Source organism: Pseudovibrio sp. SCP20 (assembly GCF_057774105.1).
The window spans coordinates 223,354-237,001 of record NZ_JBYMDH010000005.1 but is presented as its reverse complement, the minus strand read 5'-3'; the positions used below and the strand labels follow the sequence as shown (position 1 = coordinate 237,001).

Here is a 13,648-nt window from a genome sequence, read left to right as displayed (position 1 = left end):
ATCAGAGAAAGACTGGAGGCGCTCGCGGAGCATGGCTTCGCCGTGGAATTGTATAATGCCCCACCTCGTTGGGGGCGAAGACATGCTTCGGCTTTGCAGGTTCAAGGATGAAAATGCTCTGAGAAGCAGTATCAGGTGACTTCAGCGAAGCGAAAGAGAACATACAGAACATATTGTTCTGCTTGTCTTTTTTCTCTTCGTCTTCATTAGAAGTCTCGATGAAAATCTGCTGTAGGCCTTGCGATGTGCAGATCGTGATTTCAAAACCATCCGTACCGGCGCGCGGCATCATGCCGGGCGGCGCGATAAGCTGCAGGATCACAAACCATGTTGCGAGCCAGCAGGCCAATACGGTTGTTGGTTTCAAAGCCAAGTGAGTGCACCTTGCGCTTGATGAGCCATCAGAGCCAACCTCAGTCATTGCTGAGATTGAGGGGATAAGCGAGTGGCAGGAGCAGAGCCCTGCAGGTCCGATGCATGCAATTGTGGCACTGGCTTTTCTGCAAGCAGCCTGCAGAAAACCTTTGGTTGCCATGGGTTTGCATGACGGAGCCAGAATGTCCGTTGAGAAAATAGCCCTTTTATGTCAGCATATTAGCCAAACTAAGAAAGGCCGGGACAAACCAAATTATGCTTGGGCGGGAGGTGCTCTGGGCGCAGCGATGCGCACGGTCGTTTCCGTAAGTGCAATACTTGTTGGAAGCGTAACTACATCAATAGGAAGGGGAGAAGCGTCGAACTCTGTGTGAGGGGAAGCGCTGAGTGCCTTGGCAACAACATTGCCGAATGCGCAATTGTCGTAGGCTTCCTGCTCTTCAGCCTGCTGGATTTCGTTGCCATGCTCGTCAAGGAGTACAGTTTGCATACCTTGCGCGGTGCAGATGACAATCTCAAAGCCGTCCTCTCCTCCGGAAACCATCATTCCGGGAGGTGCAACAAGCTGCATCAACACAAACAGTGCAGCTAATACAGTCGCTTTGGCTTTTGTCAGTTTCACAGCAAACTCTAGTGACGCTAAGTGCATTTCCGCCTTAGGCTAGTACAAAATACGTGTCAATGACTTTTACTTATCTCTCTTGTGACTCTATGAAAAAATTTTAGTGGGCAGTGATGCACTTTTGCTTGGCAGGCATAGGTAAGCGCCCAAGAAAATATCATGTTTTCATGGAGTTATTGCGCGCAAGAGGTGTAAAGACTACGGGAATAAACTGAGTACTGCTCAGATAGCGCTAAACCGCCGCAGCTTGATAAGCTTGTGTTGCGTTGAGGAGCAGGGCGGATGGGTCGGAGGCGGTTTCAGGGTATTCCTGAACCTGCAGCAGAGACTGTAAGCCACTGACTTCGCTGGCTTCCTGCTCTTCGCCACCGCCAAGGTTCTTCTCACGAAGCTCGGTGTAGGCTTGTGCCAGGTTGGTTTGGGCCTGAGCTGCAACGGCCTGATCCTGTCCGGATGGCTGTGCAGGGGCGAGGGCTGCTGCGATGACGGTGGTCAGTTTTGCGATGCTGGCTTCCGGGTCTTCGGAGATGGGAGCAGAGTCAATTGAGACTTCACCGCCAATGGCATAGCTGTGGCCGTCGGGGCCGCGGGTTTCGGTGTAGCTTGGCGCGCCAGCGAATGCGCCGCCGGCTGCTGCATGGGCCTGTTCGTGAGCGCGAACTTCCGCGTCGCGGGTCTTAAGCTCTTGAACTTGCTCCTGTTCTCCTTCGGAAAGCTGTCCATTTTCATTCTTGGACTTTTCAGAGGAGGACGAGGCTGTAACCGGGTTGGCGGAAAGGTCGCTGGTGATCGTGACCGAATCCTTCGGAACCGCATGCTCAATGGAAAAAGGCGTTGTTTCCTGCTGGTTTACGCGTGCAGGCTGGGCCGCGTTGTAAGACGCGGGGCGAGCAAGTCCAGCAAATGAGGAGCCAATTCCATCTATCATAGGTTGAACTTATACAAGTTACCGGTGCTTTTGGTAAAGGGTTTTCTGGTACACAATTTTGTTAGGTGTGCTACGGTTTTGCTTTGGGCGTATGCTGTAAACCTGTGTATCTAAAGGAAAGATTGCGTGGGGCTTGAGGGAATTCGGGAATGATTGAAGATTTGAGCCGGTCTCAGCAGGAGATATTGGATGCTGCTGCCGAGTGCTTCATGAAGATGGGGCCGGATGTGGCTTCCATTGATGATATCGCCGGTCTTCTGGGGTCCACGAAAGGCCGCGTCTACCACCATTTCCGCTCCAAGGGCGAACTGCTTTATGCGGTGCGTCTGCGCTCAGTTTCCCTGCTGATGGAACGGGTTAGCCCGATCGCCGCGCAGGATATTCCCCCGTTGGAAAAGCTGCGCGCCATGTCGTTTGCCCATGTGCTGCGCATCCTCAAATTCCTGAGTTATCACCGCGTTGTCAGCGAAGACACACGCATGTTCTTCCGTGGGTCGGCCAAACCGCATGAGAAGGAGATGATTGAGCAGATCATCGAAATGCGCCGCTCCTATGAGAACCTGTATCGCGCCGTGCTGACAGAGGGGATAGAAGCTGGCGTGTTCGCCAATCAGTCTGTCTCCATCACCCTGCATTCCATCATTATTTTGATGAACGGCCCGTGCTTCTGGTACTCCCCGCGTCCCGAGCAAACCGAAAGGGATGTTGAGGAAATCGCCCGCAGCGTGTCTGATCTGGTGCTGCGTGCCGTGGTGGCTGACCTGGCATTGCTGGAGACAGCTTAACGCCCAGTCCCAACGGGAATATCTCGTTTGCGTTGAAATGTGCGTTGGTTTGCGCGCTTTTGCGTTTTTCTGCGTTGCTGTGTTTTGGCGAGCCTCGCCAGCCCGTCGCGTCAGTCCGCGTGCAGACTTTCCAGCAGCGGGCACTGCACATTGCCGCTTTCGCAATTTCCCATCAGCTCCTCCAGCGCCTTTTCCAGTTGGCGAAGGCTCTCGATTTTTTCACGCACCGATTCCAAATGTGCCTTGCTCATATCATGAGCGATTTTACAGTTTTCATCCTGCTGCTCGCCGAGGCTGAGCAGTGCCTGTGCATCTTTGATGGTGAACCCCAGATCCCGGCAGCGTTTGATAAAGCGCAGGTGCCCGATTTCCGTCTCAGTGTAGGCGCGGCGTCCGTTATCCCCGCGGGCTGGTTTGGCAACGATGCCTTCACGCTCGTAGTAGCGGATCGTTTCAATGGCAACGCCGCTGCGCTTTGAGGCTTCTCCAATCGCGAACATGTGAACTCTCCCGCCTTGATCCTGTAGCTACTACAGCATCTATAAGCCCGAGGCAGAACCTTCTCAACCGAACAAACGGATCTGCCAATGAAGACCTTTCTCAAAATGAGCTATGCGGGCTCGTTCACCTCGCTGGGTGTTGCCACTTGCTGTGTGCTGCCCATCGCTCTGATGCTGGCCGGGCTTGGCGGCAGTTGGCTGGCGGTGTTCGGCAAGATTGCCGCTGCAAGCTACTTCGTGCTGGTGGCGTCTTCCGTGCTGTTGGTGCTGGCGTGGGGTGTTGCTGTGCGCCGGGGCTCTGTGGTCCGCCTGAAGACACATTTGCTGCTGAGCACCATCGTGACGGCACTGGCCTGGGCTATCGTGCTCAATGAAACCGCCATTAACGACCACCTGATCAGCCTGATGTGATGCCATGACCAAAACAGTTATGCTTGAAAGCACAGTGACTTGCCCGGAATGCGGCCACCGCGAAACCGAAGTGATGCCCACTGATGCCTGCCAATGGTTTTATGAGTGCAAAGGCTGCGGCACCCTGCTGAAACCTCTGCCCGGCGACTGCTGCGTCTACTGCTCTTACGGCACCGTCCCTTGCCCACCAATCCAGCTGGATGAAACGTGCTGCGGCTAACCCTGACCGCAAAGCTTTTTCATCTGCTCCAGCAAGGCACTAGCTTCTGAGAGCTTCTCGCGGGCGGTTTCGGCGTCGTCGCCGTTGAGGTGGTATTCGGCGGATGTGACGGCGGAAGAGGCGGTTTCGAACAGGGTGTTGAGTTCGCTTTGATCGACAGAGCCTTGTTTCTCGCCGTCTTCCAGATAGGTTTGCAGCTGGTTCTTCAGCTCGGAGCCCTGAGAGATGAGGCCGTAATACTCGTCATCCGGGATTTGCGAGGTAAACCCAGCTTCCTCGCTGTCATAGCTTTGTGAGGAACTGAGGCTCGCTTCTTCCACGTCGCTGCTGACATCTGCCAGCAAATCGCGGAGTTCGTCCATCAGGCCGTCGATCTGCGCCAGCAGACTGCGGAGTTTGAAGACATCGCCGCCGTTGGAGACCGGCAGCAGTTTGTTGATGAGCTCTTTGGCGCGCTCTGATTTCTCCAGAAACTGATAGTAGGCCGTATCTTCCAGCTGGTTTGCCTTGTTGGAGAGCTTGGAGACCTCCTCCAGTTTCTCCTCGTAATAAGCGAGGATGCGGTGTTTCTTGTATCGCGCCTGTGCCTCCAAATCCTCAAGGGCTTTGCAGCCGTTTTTGTAGGCCTGATCAATCTGCTGCGATAGCGCCTGAGCCTCTGCCGAGGTGGGGCCAGATTGCAGGGCGCGCAGAGCATCGATCTGCTGATCGATGAACGCGCAGGCACTGTCGATCTCACTAAGGTCCAAGTCCCACTTTCCGTAGGTGACCCGATTGCAATAGAGGGAGGTGACAGCACGCTCGTAATAGTCCACCAGCTCGTCCATAGTGGTGAGAGAGGCCTTCGCCTGTTCCGTGATCTGCTGCATATCGGCAAGCACACGGGCGGCATCCTCAAGGGCTGTCTGTGTGGCTGGCAGGTCGTTCTCAACATTGCTTTTGCTGAAGCGTGCTGTGATTTCCTTTGTTTTATCAAAGAGGTCGTTCAGTTTCGTCTCAAACTCACCCTCAAGCGCTCTGCTCCAGTTGGCGTAGAACTGCTCCACTTCCGCCTTCAGTTTCTGGAACTGTTTTGTCAGCTCATTTGCTGCTGCTGTGTCTTTTTCTGTTTCCGCTGAGGCATCACCTTCCAAGGCGTGAGCACCGCCTGCTTCCAGCTGCGCAACAAGTGCCTCCAGCTTCTGGAGAGAAGCGTCCAGAACCGGTGTCATTTCGCTGACGCGCCATCCTTCCTCACCCCACACCAATCGCGACAGAGCACTTAGCGTGTTCTCTGTCATCCGGAACTCTTGCATGTCGTCTGGGTCGAGTTCTTCAACAGCTGCCAGTTGCTGAAGCTTTGCGATGAGGGATTCAAACAGCGTGGTTTGTACGGTGATGATCTGTTGCAGCGTGTTGCGTTGCGCGCCGATATCCCGCTCCAGATTGTCTTGTTCGGCCTGAAGTGCATCCACTGCATCTTCCAGCTGTTTTTGCGCTTTGGTTGCCTCTTCGATCTCATAGGCATCAGCTGCTTTTTCCAGCGCGGCCACCTTTTCCTGTGCCGTTTGATAGGCCTGATCGAACTTTCTCAGCGAAACACCCCAGACCTCGAAGGTGGATCGTTGGTTGCCTTTGTCAATCAGCGTTGCCTGTTGCTTGGTTACGAGCGCTTTGAACGCATCCACCTGTTGTGAGAGGGGCTGATACCCCTGACGGAAGACACCCTGCAGGCCGGTGAAGTGCTTGCGCGTGGTGGCCATGTGCTGCGCCACGCTTTTGGCGTCACTCTGTGTCAGGGCCTGGTATGCCTTTTCCAATGCACTGCATGTCAGTTCGTTTTGCTTGTCCAGCTCGTTCGCGAGTTCATCCTTGCAGAAATCCTGCGCCCGTACATAGGTTCGGGTGATTTCCTCTTCCAGATCCGCCAGTTGTTCGGCTTCTCTCTGCAGGCCCGCCTGCTCAATCTGCTGCATGATGCGTGGCAGCTGCTTCTCATCCCCAACCTGTCCTTTCAGCAGTTTGGCGTCAGCCTGCCTGTAAAGCCTGTAGTTCTTTTCCAGCTCATCCAGCTGCGCTTTTGCTGCGTCATACTTGGTTTGGGCTTCAGAGAACCGGTCAATGCTCAGGTCAACATTGGCTCTGGAGTTGAGCTGCTTTGCCTTTGTCATGCCCACATGAAAGACCTCACGATGCTCCCCCTCCCACATCAACTGTGCCTTGGTGTAGAACGCACGCAGCAGGTCCTCCATCTGGTCGATATACCGTTGAAGCTTTAGGTTGGCCTTGTGTTCCAGCGTGTTGTGGTGCGGCGGTGTTTCCGGAATGTCTGTGGGATCCGTATCAGGCACCTCGCCAAAGGCTCCGGCTATTTCCGTGTCATCCAGCTGGCTGGACTCTTCTGCGTCCGCACTGCCGTCTTCCGACAGTCCCAAAGCCCCATGCACCTGCACAATCCAGGCTTCCACCTGCGGAGGAGATGCACTTTCCGAGCCCTTACCAACATTCCCTGCCATCAGATCTCTTAGGCTCCTGCCAAACAACACCTGAGGCGACATCCTAAAAGAAACCCGAAAACCCAAAGAAAACGCGGATTTCACATTCTTATTAGTTTTTGAAGAAAGTGACTCTCCTCTCACAACGGTGAGAGGAGGCCTGTGGTTTTAAGGGCTCTCTGACAACTTGATGAGGGAGCAAAATCCTATGAAGAGAACTGCTGTGAATCCGTGGGCGTGGTCGTTGAAGCTGGGGTACAGTCAAGCGGAAGTGATTGAGGGCACCAAACGGCAGGTGGTCTGCGCAGGCCAGACCTCCGTGGATGGCGAGGGCAACCCGCAGCATCCCGGCGATATGCGCAGCCAGATTGCGCTCGCTCTGGATAATCTGGAGGCTGTTCTCAGCGCTGCGGATATGGGCCTTGCTAACATCACCCAACTGCGGATTTATGCCACCGACGTGGATGAGGCCATGAAGCATTTCGATTTGCTTGGTGCCCGCTTTGGTCCGGTGCAGGCAGCGCCTCCTATGACGCTGCTTGGCGTCACGCGGCTCGCTATTCCCCCGCTGATGTTTGAGATTGAAGCCACCGCTGCGGATTGATCAACACCATCAGCTGCGCCTCGAAAATCCATAGTTTCGAGGCGCTTAAGCTGTGCTATGCTCTGCACGACGGAGGCAGAGTAGCCTGCGCTGGTATTTGGGCGTGAGTGAGAGTTATGCGGCGGGCAGAAAGACTTTTCCGGTTGGTGAACGAGATGCGCACCCGTGGTGTCAGCCGCGCTAATGAGCTGGCCGAGCATCTGGAAGTCAGCGTCAGCACCATCTACCGCGATATCGCCCATTTACAGGCTTCCGGCATGCCCATTGAGGGGGAGGCCGGTGTTGGCTATCTGCTGAGGCCGGGGTTTGACCTGCCCAACACCACGTTTACCCATGACCAGATCGACGCGCTGGCCGTTGGCCTTGCCTTTGTTGAAAGCACAGGCGATCCGGCGCTGGTGAGCGCGGCGCGGGAGGTTCGGGCGAAAATTCAGGCGGGCCTGCCAGCGCCGGAAGAACGCAAACTGGCCGATGCGCCCTATTACAGCCTGCAAAGCAAGAACAGCGCGCCCGCCGATGTGGGTATTCTGCGCGAGGCAATCCGCACGCAGCAAGTGGTTGAGATAACTTACACAAACGCGGGTGGAAGCACCTCAACCCGCCGCCTGCGCCCTCTGGTGATCTGGAACCTGACTGACGGCTGGATGTTCTCCGCCTGGTGCGAACTGCGCCAGGACTTCCGCACCTTCCGCTTCGACCGCATCGCCCAGCTCACCGTCACCAACGAACACTTCATCGCCGACGAAGACACCAGCCTGACTGCCTTCATGGAACGAGAAGGCTGCGAGGAGCAGGTTTAGACAGTCACTAAGTTGGCTTCTTCAACATTGCTGTATTTTGAGTGCTGGTGGGAATACAGATTTCAGAATCCAAGACAGTCATGAATGGTAATGCTTCCAAAGAATGCATACCTTCTTCACCAATTGGGTGGACCTCTCGACGGATCTTTGAAGTAGCTACGGCTTTTCGCAAATGTTTGGCATCAGATGACGAACAAGTTAGTGAGCCCAGGCTTTGAGAATCTTCAAACAGCCACTTTTTGTAATCCTTCTTAAACTCATCAAATGTGATTACATCAATCACGGCCTGTTTTTGCTTGAACCAACTTGTACGGGGAGCAGTGTCTTTGCGATATACTATAACAATATCTGCACGCGGGCAGAGCATAGGGATGCCATCACCCCAAACAATGCCAGTCTTTAGTTCCCCATCAAACCTAAAGAAATCGATTTTGGGTACAAACAGGTCTTCGGATAAACTCGCAGTGAGGGCATCACGATTGAAATTCCATTCCCAGATAGAATCTAAGAGTTGCTTTGGACGTACCTGAGGCTTAGGCATCTCAGGGCTGGATTCAATCATTGCTGATAATGCACTTTGTGCGTGTTTGGCGTAAGGGGCTGTAAGTTGCTCAGCATTTATGAACTTATCATAAATGCTGTCCTGTTGAAGGTCATAGAACTGAACTGGAAGTGATTGGGAAAGAGCCAGAAGTTCTAACGCAGCTTCTTTGGCAAATGCTGTCGGACGGGCAAAGTTCAGGCGAAGATGCCCGATATCCTTTGCATGTATCGAGGTGGTCTCTTCATTTAGATCATCCTCATGATAGGGGGTGAAGATCCATTGAAAATGTACACCTGTTTCAGGATTCTCGTACATTATGTCATTGGTTGAAACTTCGTAATTTGGACGCGCTGAAAAGAAATCATAAACAAGTTTACGCATTTCCTCTCCTTTTTCAGAGAGTAAAATTACATCGTAGCTCAAGTTATCAATCCTTCCTGCAATCATCTTGGTGAATAATAATTTTTGTAGGAAAAGAGATGCCGAAGCAACTTTTAGTTGTCAAATAAATTGTAATAAAATCAGGAATTTAACTTCAGCTATGGCTGGATGTTCTCCGCGTGGTGCGAGCTGCGGCAGGACTTCTGCACCTTCCGCTTCGACCGCATCGCCGACGAAGACACCAGCCTGACAGCCTTCATGGAACGAGAAGGCTGCGAGGAGCAGGCCTAGTCCTTTTCGCAGATCAGTAGGTCTGTAGCCTACTTCACCATTTTGACATCGCTTGATTTTGTTCGTTTTTTTGTCTCGGCAATAGCCGCGTCGCCAATCTTCTTGGCCTGTTTGTTTTCATCGCCTTTCAGCGAGGCATAACTTCGGTCCATTTCGATATCAAAGGTTCCATTTGAAGCAGGAAAACCAACATCTTCATAGCGGAACGTCCAGACTGCCTTTTTACCAGCGCTTGAGGCGTTGTGGTAAAACTTGGGCTTAGATTGCTTTACAACTTTGACCGTGAATGATCCGGTTGGCAGCTTCAGGCCAGCGCTCAGCTTGTGCGCGGCTTCAAACAGTTTCATGACTTTTGGTTTGATGTCATCTGCTTGTCTTTGCTTGTTTGGATCAGCCCTCTTCGCATCAAAAAGCAAGAAATTTCCAAGCTTTTGTAATGCCAGATCTGCCAGTTTTCGGGCTTGTGAGTCTCCGGCCAGCTTTGCACGGGCCTGAAGGATCTTGATGCTTCTTCTGGCCTCATTCTCACTAGGAATATTACCGCTTGGCCAGCTTTTGGGGAGATCCGGTGCTTTTGTTAGTGTTGGCATCTTCAGCAACCTTTACGCAGACAATCCTCAAACAATCTCGTCTGAGCAACTGTCACTGCCTCCCCAACCATGTTCAAGAGGGCGGTTTCAGTTAAGCTTAAAGGCGGCAATTAGAGGTTTCTTTGAGTGAACCTGCGAGTGAGCTGATGAGTAAATGTCGGTTTCGTTCTGGGTGTACCGGCGATCAGGTGACTGCAACTGCGGCTTTACTCCTCCTCAACGCGATCCTTCTCATAGGTCTTGGAGACCGGAAATTCTGGCAACCAGTTTTCGCGGCGGGTGGTCCAGAGTTCGTAAGTTGGGACCATCTGGTTGGGCTCGTCCAGAATGCCCAGATGAACCTCCACCTCGCCTTCGCTGGTGGAATAGACGGATGAGCCGCAGTGTGGGCAGAAGAAGCGGCCTTGATAGCTGTTGGTCTCCCCCTCAACGCTCACAGCATCTTCCGGATAAATCGCCGAGGCATGAAACACCGCACCATGCTGCTTGCGACAGTCCATGCAGTGGCAAACACCAACCCTGTCCGGCTCCCCAGACGCCACGACCCGAACCGCCCCACACAAACAACTCCCTGTTATGCGTTCCATCTCAAATCTCTCCCGCTTTCCGGTGGGCAGGGTACTGCGGAAATGTGCAGCAGCCAACTACCCCCGTCTCATCGCCCATCTGACAATGAGGGCGGCTATGATCATTTCTAGCCAGGCGAGGGGTAGGGCGGTGAGGATGACTTGGGTTGGGGCGAGGTTCATGTTCCAGAGGCCGAGCCAAAGGATGACGAAGACCGTAGCCCAGATTGCGCTGCCTGCGTAAAGTGCGTTGCGGATGGTTGGGCCGAACCGCTCGAGCAGCACCCAGCTGAGGCCGGTTGCAGCGAGTACAAGCACCGTGTCCCACATACCCCACACCATAAACACCGGCAGGTTCATTGGCGCGACATCATGGATTTGCGGCAGTGCGCTGCGCATGAGCGGCATCACAAATGCAAAGTAGCGAAACACTTCGGAAGCGTTGATCCAGAGGAAGTTGAGCAACACGGCAAGCCAAAAGGCTCGCTTGGGGTTTGAGAGAGCGAGTGCGGTCATGGGGCGGTTATCCGTGTTTTGATTGTCTGTAAAAACTGATTTGCGCTGGTGCGCAGAAACTTGCCGTCTTTGGTGAGACGAGAGGTAGACCAGAGGCCATTGGTGAACACCACCAGCAGTCCAGCAAGCATTTCCAGCTCCTCGGGAGGCACATCTGGCTTCTCGTTGTTCAATGCATTGAGGAAGCCCTGCTTCAGGCGGGTGTTGTGTGCGTCCACCTTGGCATGCACCTCAGTGTCGTGCGGGGCGACTTCGGTGGCGGAGTTGGCAACAAGGCAGCCGGGGCCGGGAAGACCAGTTTCCTCTGCGCGGCTGATCTGAATTTCAAAGTAACTGGCAACTTGTTCCAGTGTCGCGCCGTCCTGTTCTACCTGTGCGAAGGCGGGGGAGACGACCAGATCCTGATAGCGCTGAAAGCAGGCCAGAAACATCTGCTTTTTTCCGCCAAATGCGCCGTAAATGGCGTGACGGGTGGCACCGGTTGATTTCACCAGATCATCCATGGAGGAGGCGTGGAAGCCGTTCTCCCAAAAATGCTCCAGTGCGCGGTCGGTCAAATCTTGTGTGCTGATATTGGCTTTTCTTGGCATGAATCAGTTTATATCAGAATGATCATTCTGATTCAAATGAGCCGCATTGATGCTGGTTTCATTAGCCAGCTCCACCCGATCACTCGGCCTTCATCGCCCCTGTGAGAAGCAGGGGGTGAGAAACGAAGGGCGATAAGGAAGAGGAATAGAATGCTGCTCTTGAAGAAGATCGTTGGTTGGCCTGCTGTGGCGCTGCTTGTGCTGGTGGTTGCGGCGTGTGGGTCCGTGGAAGATGATTATGAGATCGCGCGGTTTGATCGGCTGGGTGATGAGCTGGTGATGAATGGGGTGATCAGCACCTCTACACCGGATGACCTGCTGGTGGCGCTGCAAAAATACCCGAAAACCAAGCGCATCGTGATGCTGGATGTACCGGGGTCTGATGATGACTATGCCAATCTGGAAGCGGCCCGCATCGTGCATGAGCGTGGTCTGACGACTGTTATCCCGTCCAACGGCATCATCGCCTCTGGTGGAACGGACTTCTTCCTGGCAGGCAAAACCCGCGTTGTTGTGAAGGGCGCGCGCATTGGTGTGCATTCGTGGTCCTCTGATGAGTTCAGCGCGCTGGATTTGCCCAAGTCACACGAAGAGCACAACAAATATCTCAACTACTACAAGAGCATCGGCATTGATCCGCAGTTCTATTGGTACACGCTGGAAGCAGCCCCGCCAGAAGATGTGCATTGGATGACAGAAGCTGAAATGAAGCGCTACAGAGTTGGCACGCAGTATACGTCTGTGCTGTAAATCTGCATCGGGAGCCACGTGTCGGTGGCTCTCGTGTTTTATCTGTCTTGCGTCTCCCCCTGTTGCTTTTTAAGGATACTTTCCAGAGCAGAGGAGCGTGGGATGACTGGAACAGATCTGCAAACCAAAGGCATGCTGTGTGATCCGGGTGATCACTTCGTCGGAGCCTATGAGGTGGAGCGCAAATACGCTGTTGCCGACCTTGAGGTGATCCGCAGTCAGCTGGAAGCCCGCGGAGCCGTGCCCTTCACCCTTGGCAACACCGAGCAGGATATCTTCTACGATCTTGCCGACAGACGCCTTGCTCACAACGATCAGCAACACGTGCTGCGCATCATGCGCCCGTCAGGCCGTGCGCTCTGGATCAGCAAGGGGCCAGGGCCGGATAAGTGCGTTTCCATGGATCTGCCGGAGGCTGATCAGGCTCACAAGATGATCGTGTCTCTGGGCTTTGAGGAAGTTGAGCGGTTTGAGAAGAACCGCGATATCTATTTCCTTGGCAAGTTCCACGTAACCCTTGATGACGTGCCCGGCCTTGGCCGCTTTATTGAGCTGGCGATCATGACAGATGACGCCGATAAGCTTGCTGAGTATGAGCAGGAGATCGCCGATCTGGCGGATACCTTCTCCCTGTCCCCCGAAGCCCTGCAAACCCAATCCTACCGCGCGATGCAGCAGGCTTTGAAAGCCTAAAACGCTGCAAAATATGACGGTTTTGCCTGCCAAATGCACTGCGGGCTTTAGCTGGAACTGCATGCTTTCGCTTTATGCAACAGAAAAGTTGCATTTGACTATGCAACGAAATTGTTGCATAAGGGCGTATGACTGCATCAGATGATCATCTTAACGCACTGTTCAAAGCACTTGGCGATCCCACACGGCGGCGCATAATTGACGAATTATCTCGGCGTGACAGGCAATCGCTCTTCGAAATCCATACTCGGGTTTTACAGGAATACGGTGTCGACTTAACGAGGCAAGCCTTCTCGCGGCACCTTTCAGCATTAGAGGCAGCGGGCGTACTCACCATCGAGTGGCAGGGAACAACGAAGTTGCATTCGTTGAACACCAAGCCATTGGCAGAGTTGCGCTCCGGTTGGCTCGCTAGGTTTGGAGAGAATGAATGAAGATCTATGTCACAAGCGTCTTTGTCGATGATCAGCAAAAAGCGCTGGAGTTCTACACCGAGAAGCTCGGTTTTGAGACAAAACACGACATCCCTCTGGGCGAAAGCCGCTGGCTGACTGTGGTCAGCAAAGAGGATGAAAACAGCATTGAGCTGCTGCTGGAACCAAGCAGCCATCCGGCGGTTCCTCCCTTCAAGAAAGCGCTTGCGGCAGACGGCATTCCAGCGGCCTCTTTCAGCGTGGAAGATCTGGAGAGAGAGCACCAGCGCCTGCAAGATCTTGGCGTTACCTTTGTTCAGGCCCCAACTTCATTTGGTGAAGTAAAACTTGCAGTATTTGATGATACCTGCGGAAACCTGATCCAGCTGGTTCAGCTCGCCTGATTTCTGGTATTTGCGTGCCTCTGCAAATGGTTGTGGCGATCGCAAAACATCAAAGCCGCCAGAGCTTTAAGTAGGATAATGAGAATGGGCATCTGCCGGGCGCAAGGGGCTTTAAGGCTTCTGTGAACCTGTTCGGCTGCCCATTTTTGCCGTTTGACCCCACTTTTCTATGCGTAAAGGCTGAAAATATT

20 protein-coding genes are annotated in these 13,648 nt (G+C 53.5%); 10 read left to right on the top strand and 10 right to left on the bottom strand.

Features of this window, described 5'->3' with window-relative positions; genetic code table 11:
* Position 1: 1 nt before the first annotated feature.
* The 3 genes from AC3CB2_RS19330 to AC3CB2_RS19320 form a co-directional block, all read right to left on the bottom strand.
* Positions 2–373 carry a DUF2946 family protein gene (locus AC3CB2_RS19330; RefSeq protein ID WP_352935568.1) on the bottom strand — a complete coding sequence of 124 codons (372 nt, stop codon included), beginning with the start codon at positions 371–373 and terminating at the stop codon, positions 2–4.
* Between the two features lie 255 nt (positions 374–628).
* Positions 629–997, bottom strand: coding sequence for a DUF2946 family protein (locus AC3CB2_RS19325; protein ID WP_008549257.1), 369 nt, complete (start codon positions 995–997; stop codon positions 629–631).
* A gap of 232 nt (positions 998–1,229) precedes the next feature.
* A complete protein-coding gene (locus tag AC3CB2_RS19320; RefSeq protein WP_352935571.1) occupies positions 1,230–1,925 on the bottom strand; it encodes a putative metalloprotease CJM1_0395 family protein in 696 nt (231 codons plus the stop codon).
* Positions 1,926–2,074: 149 nt separating this feature from the next.
* On the opposite strand from AC3CB2_RS19320, the gene AC3CB2_RS19315 reads away from it, so the two are divergent.
* A complete protein-coding gene (locus AC3CB2_RS19315) occupies positions 2,075–2,710 on the top strand; it encodes a TetR-type transcription factor C-terminal domain-containing protein (RefSeq protein ID WP_352935574.1) in 636 nt (211 codons plus the stop codon).
* Between the two features lie 110 nt (positions 2,711–2,820).
* Here the strand turns inward: AC3CB2_RS19315 and AC3CB2_RS19310 are convergent, their stop codons facing one another.
* On the bottom strand, positions 2,821–3,210 hold the full coding sequence (locus AC3CB2_RS19310) for a MerR family transcriptional regulator (protein WP_352935577.1): 390 nt from the start codon (positions 3,208–3,210) through the stop codon (positions 2,821–2,823).
* Positions 3,211–3,297: 87 nt separating this feature from the next.
* Between AC3CB2_RS19310 and AC3CB2_RS19305 the strand changes: the two genes are divergently transcribed.
* Positions 3,298–3,621, top strand: coding sequence for a hypothetical protein (locus AC3CB2_RS19305; RefSeq protein ID WP_352935580.1), 324 nt, complete (start codon positions 3,298–3,300; stop codon positions 3,619–3,621).
* A gap of 4 nt (positions 3,622–3,625) precedes the next feature.
* Entirely contained in the window at positions 3,626–3,841 is a 216-nt protein-coding gene (locus AC3CB2_RS19300) for a GDCCVxC domain-containing (seleno)protein (protein WP_352935583.1), read from the top strand.
* Here AC3CB2_RS19300 and AC3CB2_RS19295 read toward each other — a convergent pair.
* Positions 3,838–6,336, bottom strand: coding sequence for a coiled-coil domain-containing protein (locus AC3CB2_RS19295; RefSeq protein ID WP_352935586.1), 2,499 nt, complete (start codon positions 6,334–6,336; stop codon positions 3,838–3,840). The two genes, AC3CB2_RS19300 and AC3CB2_RS19295, sit on opposite strands and share 4 nt — an antisense overlap.
* A 187-nt stretch (positions 6,337–6,523) precedes the next feature.
* On the opposite strand from AC3CB2_RS19295, the gene AC3CB2_RS19290 reads away from it, so the two are divergent.
* Both AC3CB2_RS19290 and AC3CB2_RS19285 read left to right on the top strand, forming a co-directional pair.
* Positions 6,524–6,919, top strand: coding sequence for a RidA family protein (locus AC3CB2_RS19290; protein WP_352935589.1), 396 nt, complete (start codon positions 6,524–6,526; stop codon positions 6,917–6,919).
* A 116-nt stretch (positions 6,920–7,035) separates the two neighbouring features.
* On the top strand, positions 7,036–7,719 hold the full coding sequence (locus AC3CB2_RS19285; RefSeq protein ID WP_352936041.1) for a helix-turn-helix transcriptional regulator: 684 nt from the start codon (positions 7,036–7,038) through the stop codon (positions 7,717–7,719).
* Between the two features lie 7 nt (positions 7,720–7,726).
* On the opposite strand, the gene AC3CB2_RS19280 is transcribed toward AC3CB2_RS19285, so the two are convergent.
* Positions 7,727–8,686 (bottom strand): hypothetical protein, encoded by a 960-nt coding sequence (locus tag AC3CB2_RS19280; RefSeq protein ID WP_352935592.1) that lies wholly within the window; start codon positions 8,684–8,686, stop codon positions 7,727–7,729.
* Between the two features lie 126 nt (positions 8,687–8,812).
* Between AC3CB2_RS19280 and AC3CB2_RS19275 the strand changes: the two genes are divergently transcribed.
* Entirely contained in the window at positions 8,813–8,935 is a 123-nt protein-coding gene (locus tag AC3CB2_RS19275; RefSeq protein ID WP_488389900.1) for a hypothetical protein, read from the top strand.
* Between the two features lie 29 nt (positions 8,936–8,964).
* Here AC3CB2_RS19275 and AC3CB2_RS19270 read toward each other — a convergent pair whose 3' ends face one another.
* The 4 genes from AC3CB2_RS19270 to AC3CB2_RS19255 form a co-directional block, all read right to left on the bottom strand.
* Entirely contained in the window at positions 8,965–9,525 is a 561-nt protein-coding gene (locus AC3CB2_RS19270) for a hypothetical protein (RefSeq protein ID WP_352935595.1), read from the bottom strand.
* 206 nt (positions 9,526–9,731) lie between these two features.
* Entirely contained in the window at positions 9,732–10,112 is a 381-nt protein-coding gene (locus AC3CB2_RS19265) for a GFA family protein (RefSeq protein ID WP_352935598.1), read from the bottom strand.
* A gap of 57 nt (positions 10,113–10,169) precedes the next feature.
* Positions 10,170–10,607 (bottom strand): hypothetical protein, encoded by a 438-nt coding sequence (locus AC3CB2_RS19260; protein WP_352935600.1) that lies wholly within the window; start codon positions 10,605–10,607, stop codon positions 10,170–10,172.
* Positions 10,604–11,164, bottom strand: coding sequence for a TetR/AcrR family transcriptional regulator (locus AC3CB2_RS19255; protein WP_352935601.1), 561 nt, complete (start codon positions 11,162–11,164; stop codon positions 10,604–10,606). Before AC3CB2_RS19255 ends, AC3CB2_RS19260 begins: the two co-directional genes overlap by 4 nt.
* A gap of 183 nt (positions 11,165–11,347) precedes the next feature.
* Here AC3CB2_RS19255 and AC3CB2_RS19250 point away from each other — a divergent pair, with 183 nt between their 5' ends.
* The 4 genes from AC3CB2_RS19250 to AC3CB2_RS19235 all read left to right on the top strand — a co-directional run bounded on the left by AC3CB2_RS19250 (position 11,348) and on the right by AC3CB2_RS19235 (position 13,457).
* Positions 11,348–11,947 carry a COG3904 family protein gene (locus AC3CB2_RS19250; RefSeq protein WP_352935603.1) on the top strand — a complete coding sequence of 200 codons (600 nt, stop codon included), beginning with the start codon at positions 11,348–11,350 and terminating at the stop codon, positions 11,945–11,947.
* 102 nt (positions 11,948–12,049) lie between these two features.
* Positions 12,050–12,640, top strand: a complete 591-nt coding sequence (gene cyaB, locus AC3CB2_RS19245) for a class IV adenylate cyclase (RefSeq protein WP_352935605.1) — start codon at positions 12,050–12,052, stop codon at positions 12,638–12,640.
* Positions 12,641–12,768: 128 nt separating this feature from the next.
* Positions 12,769–13,074: an ArsR/SmtB family transcription factor gene (locus AC3CB2_RS19240; RefSeq protein ID WP_037036644.1), complete on the top strand. Its 306-nt coding sequence runs from the start codon at positions 12,769–12,771 to the stop codon at positions 13,072–13,074.
* Positions 13,071–13,457 (top strand): VOC family protein, encoded by a 387-nt coding sequence (locus tag AC3CB2_RS19235; protein WP_352935607.1) that lies wholly within the window; start codon positions 13,071–13,073, stop codon positions 13,455–13,457. Before AC3CB2_RS19240 ends, AC3CB2_RS19235 begins: the two co-directional genes overlap by 4 nt.
* Positions 13,458–13,648 lie beyond the last annotated feature (191 nt).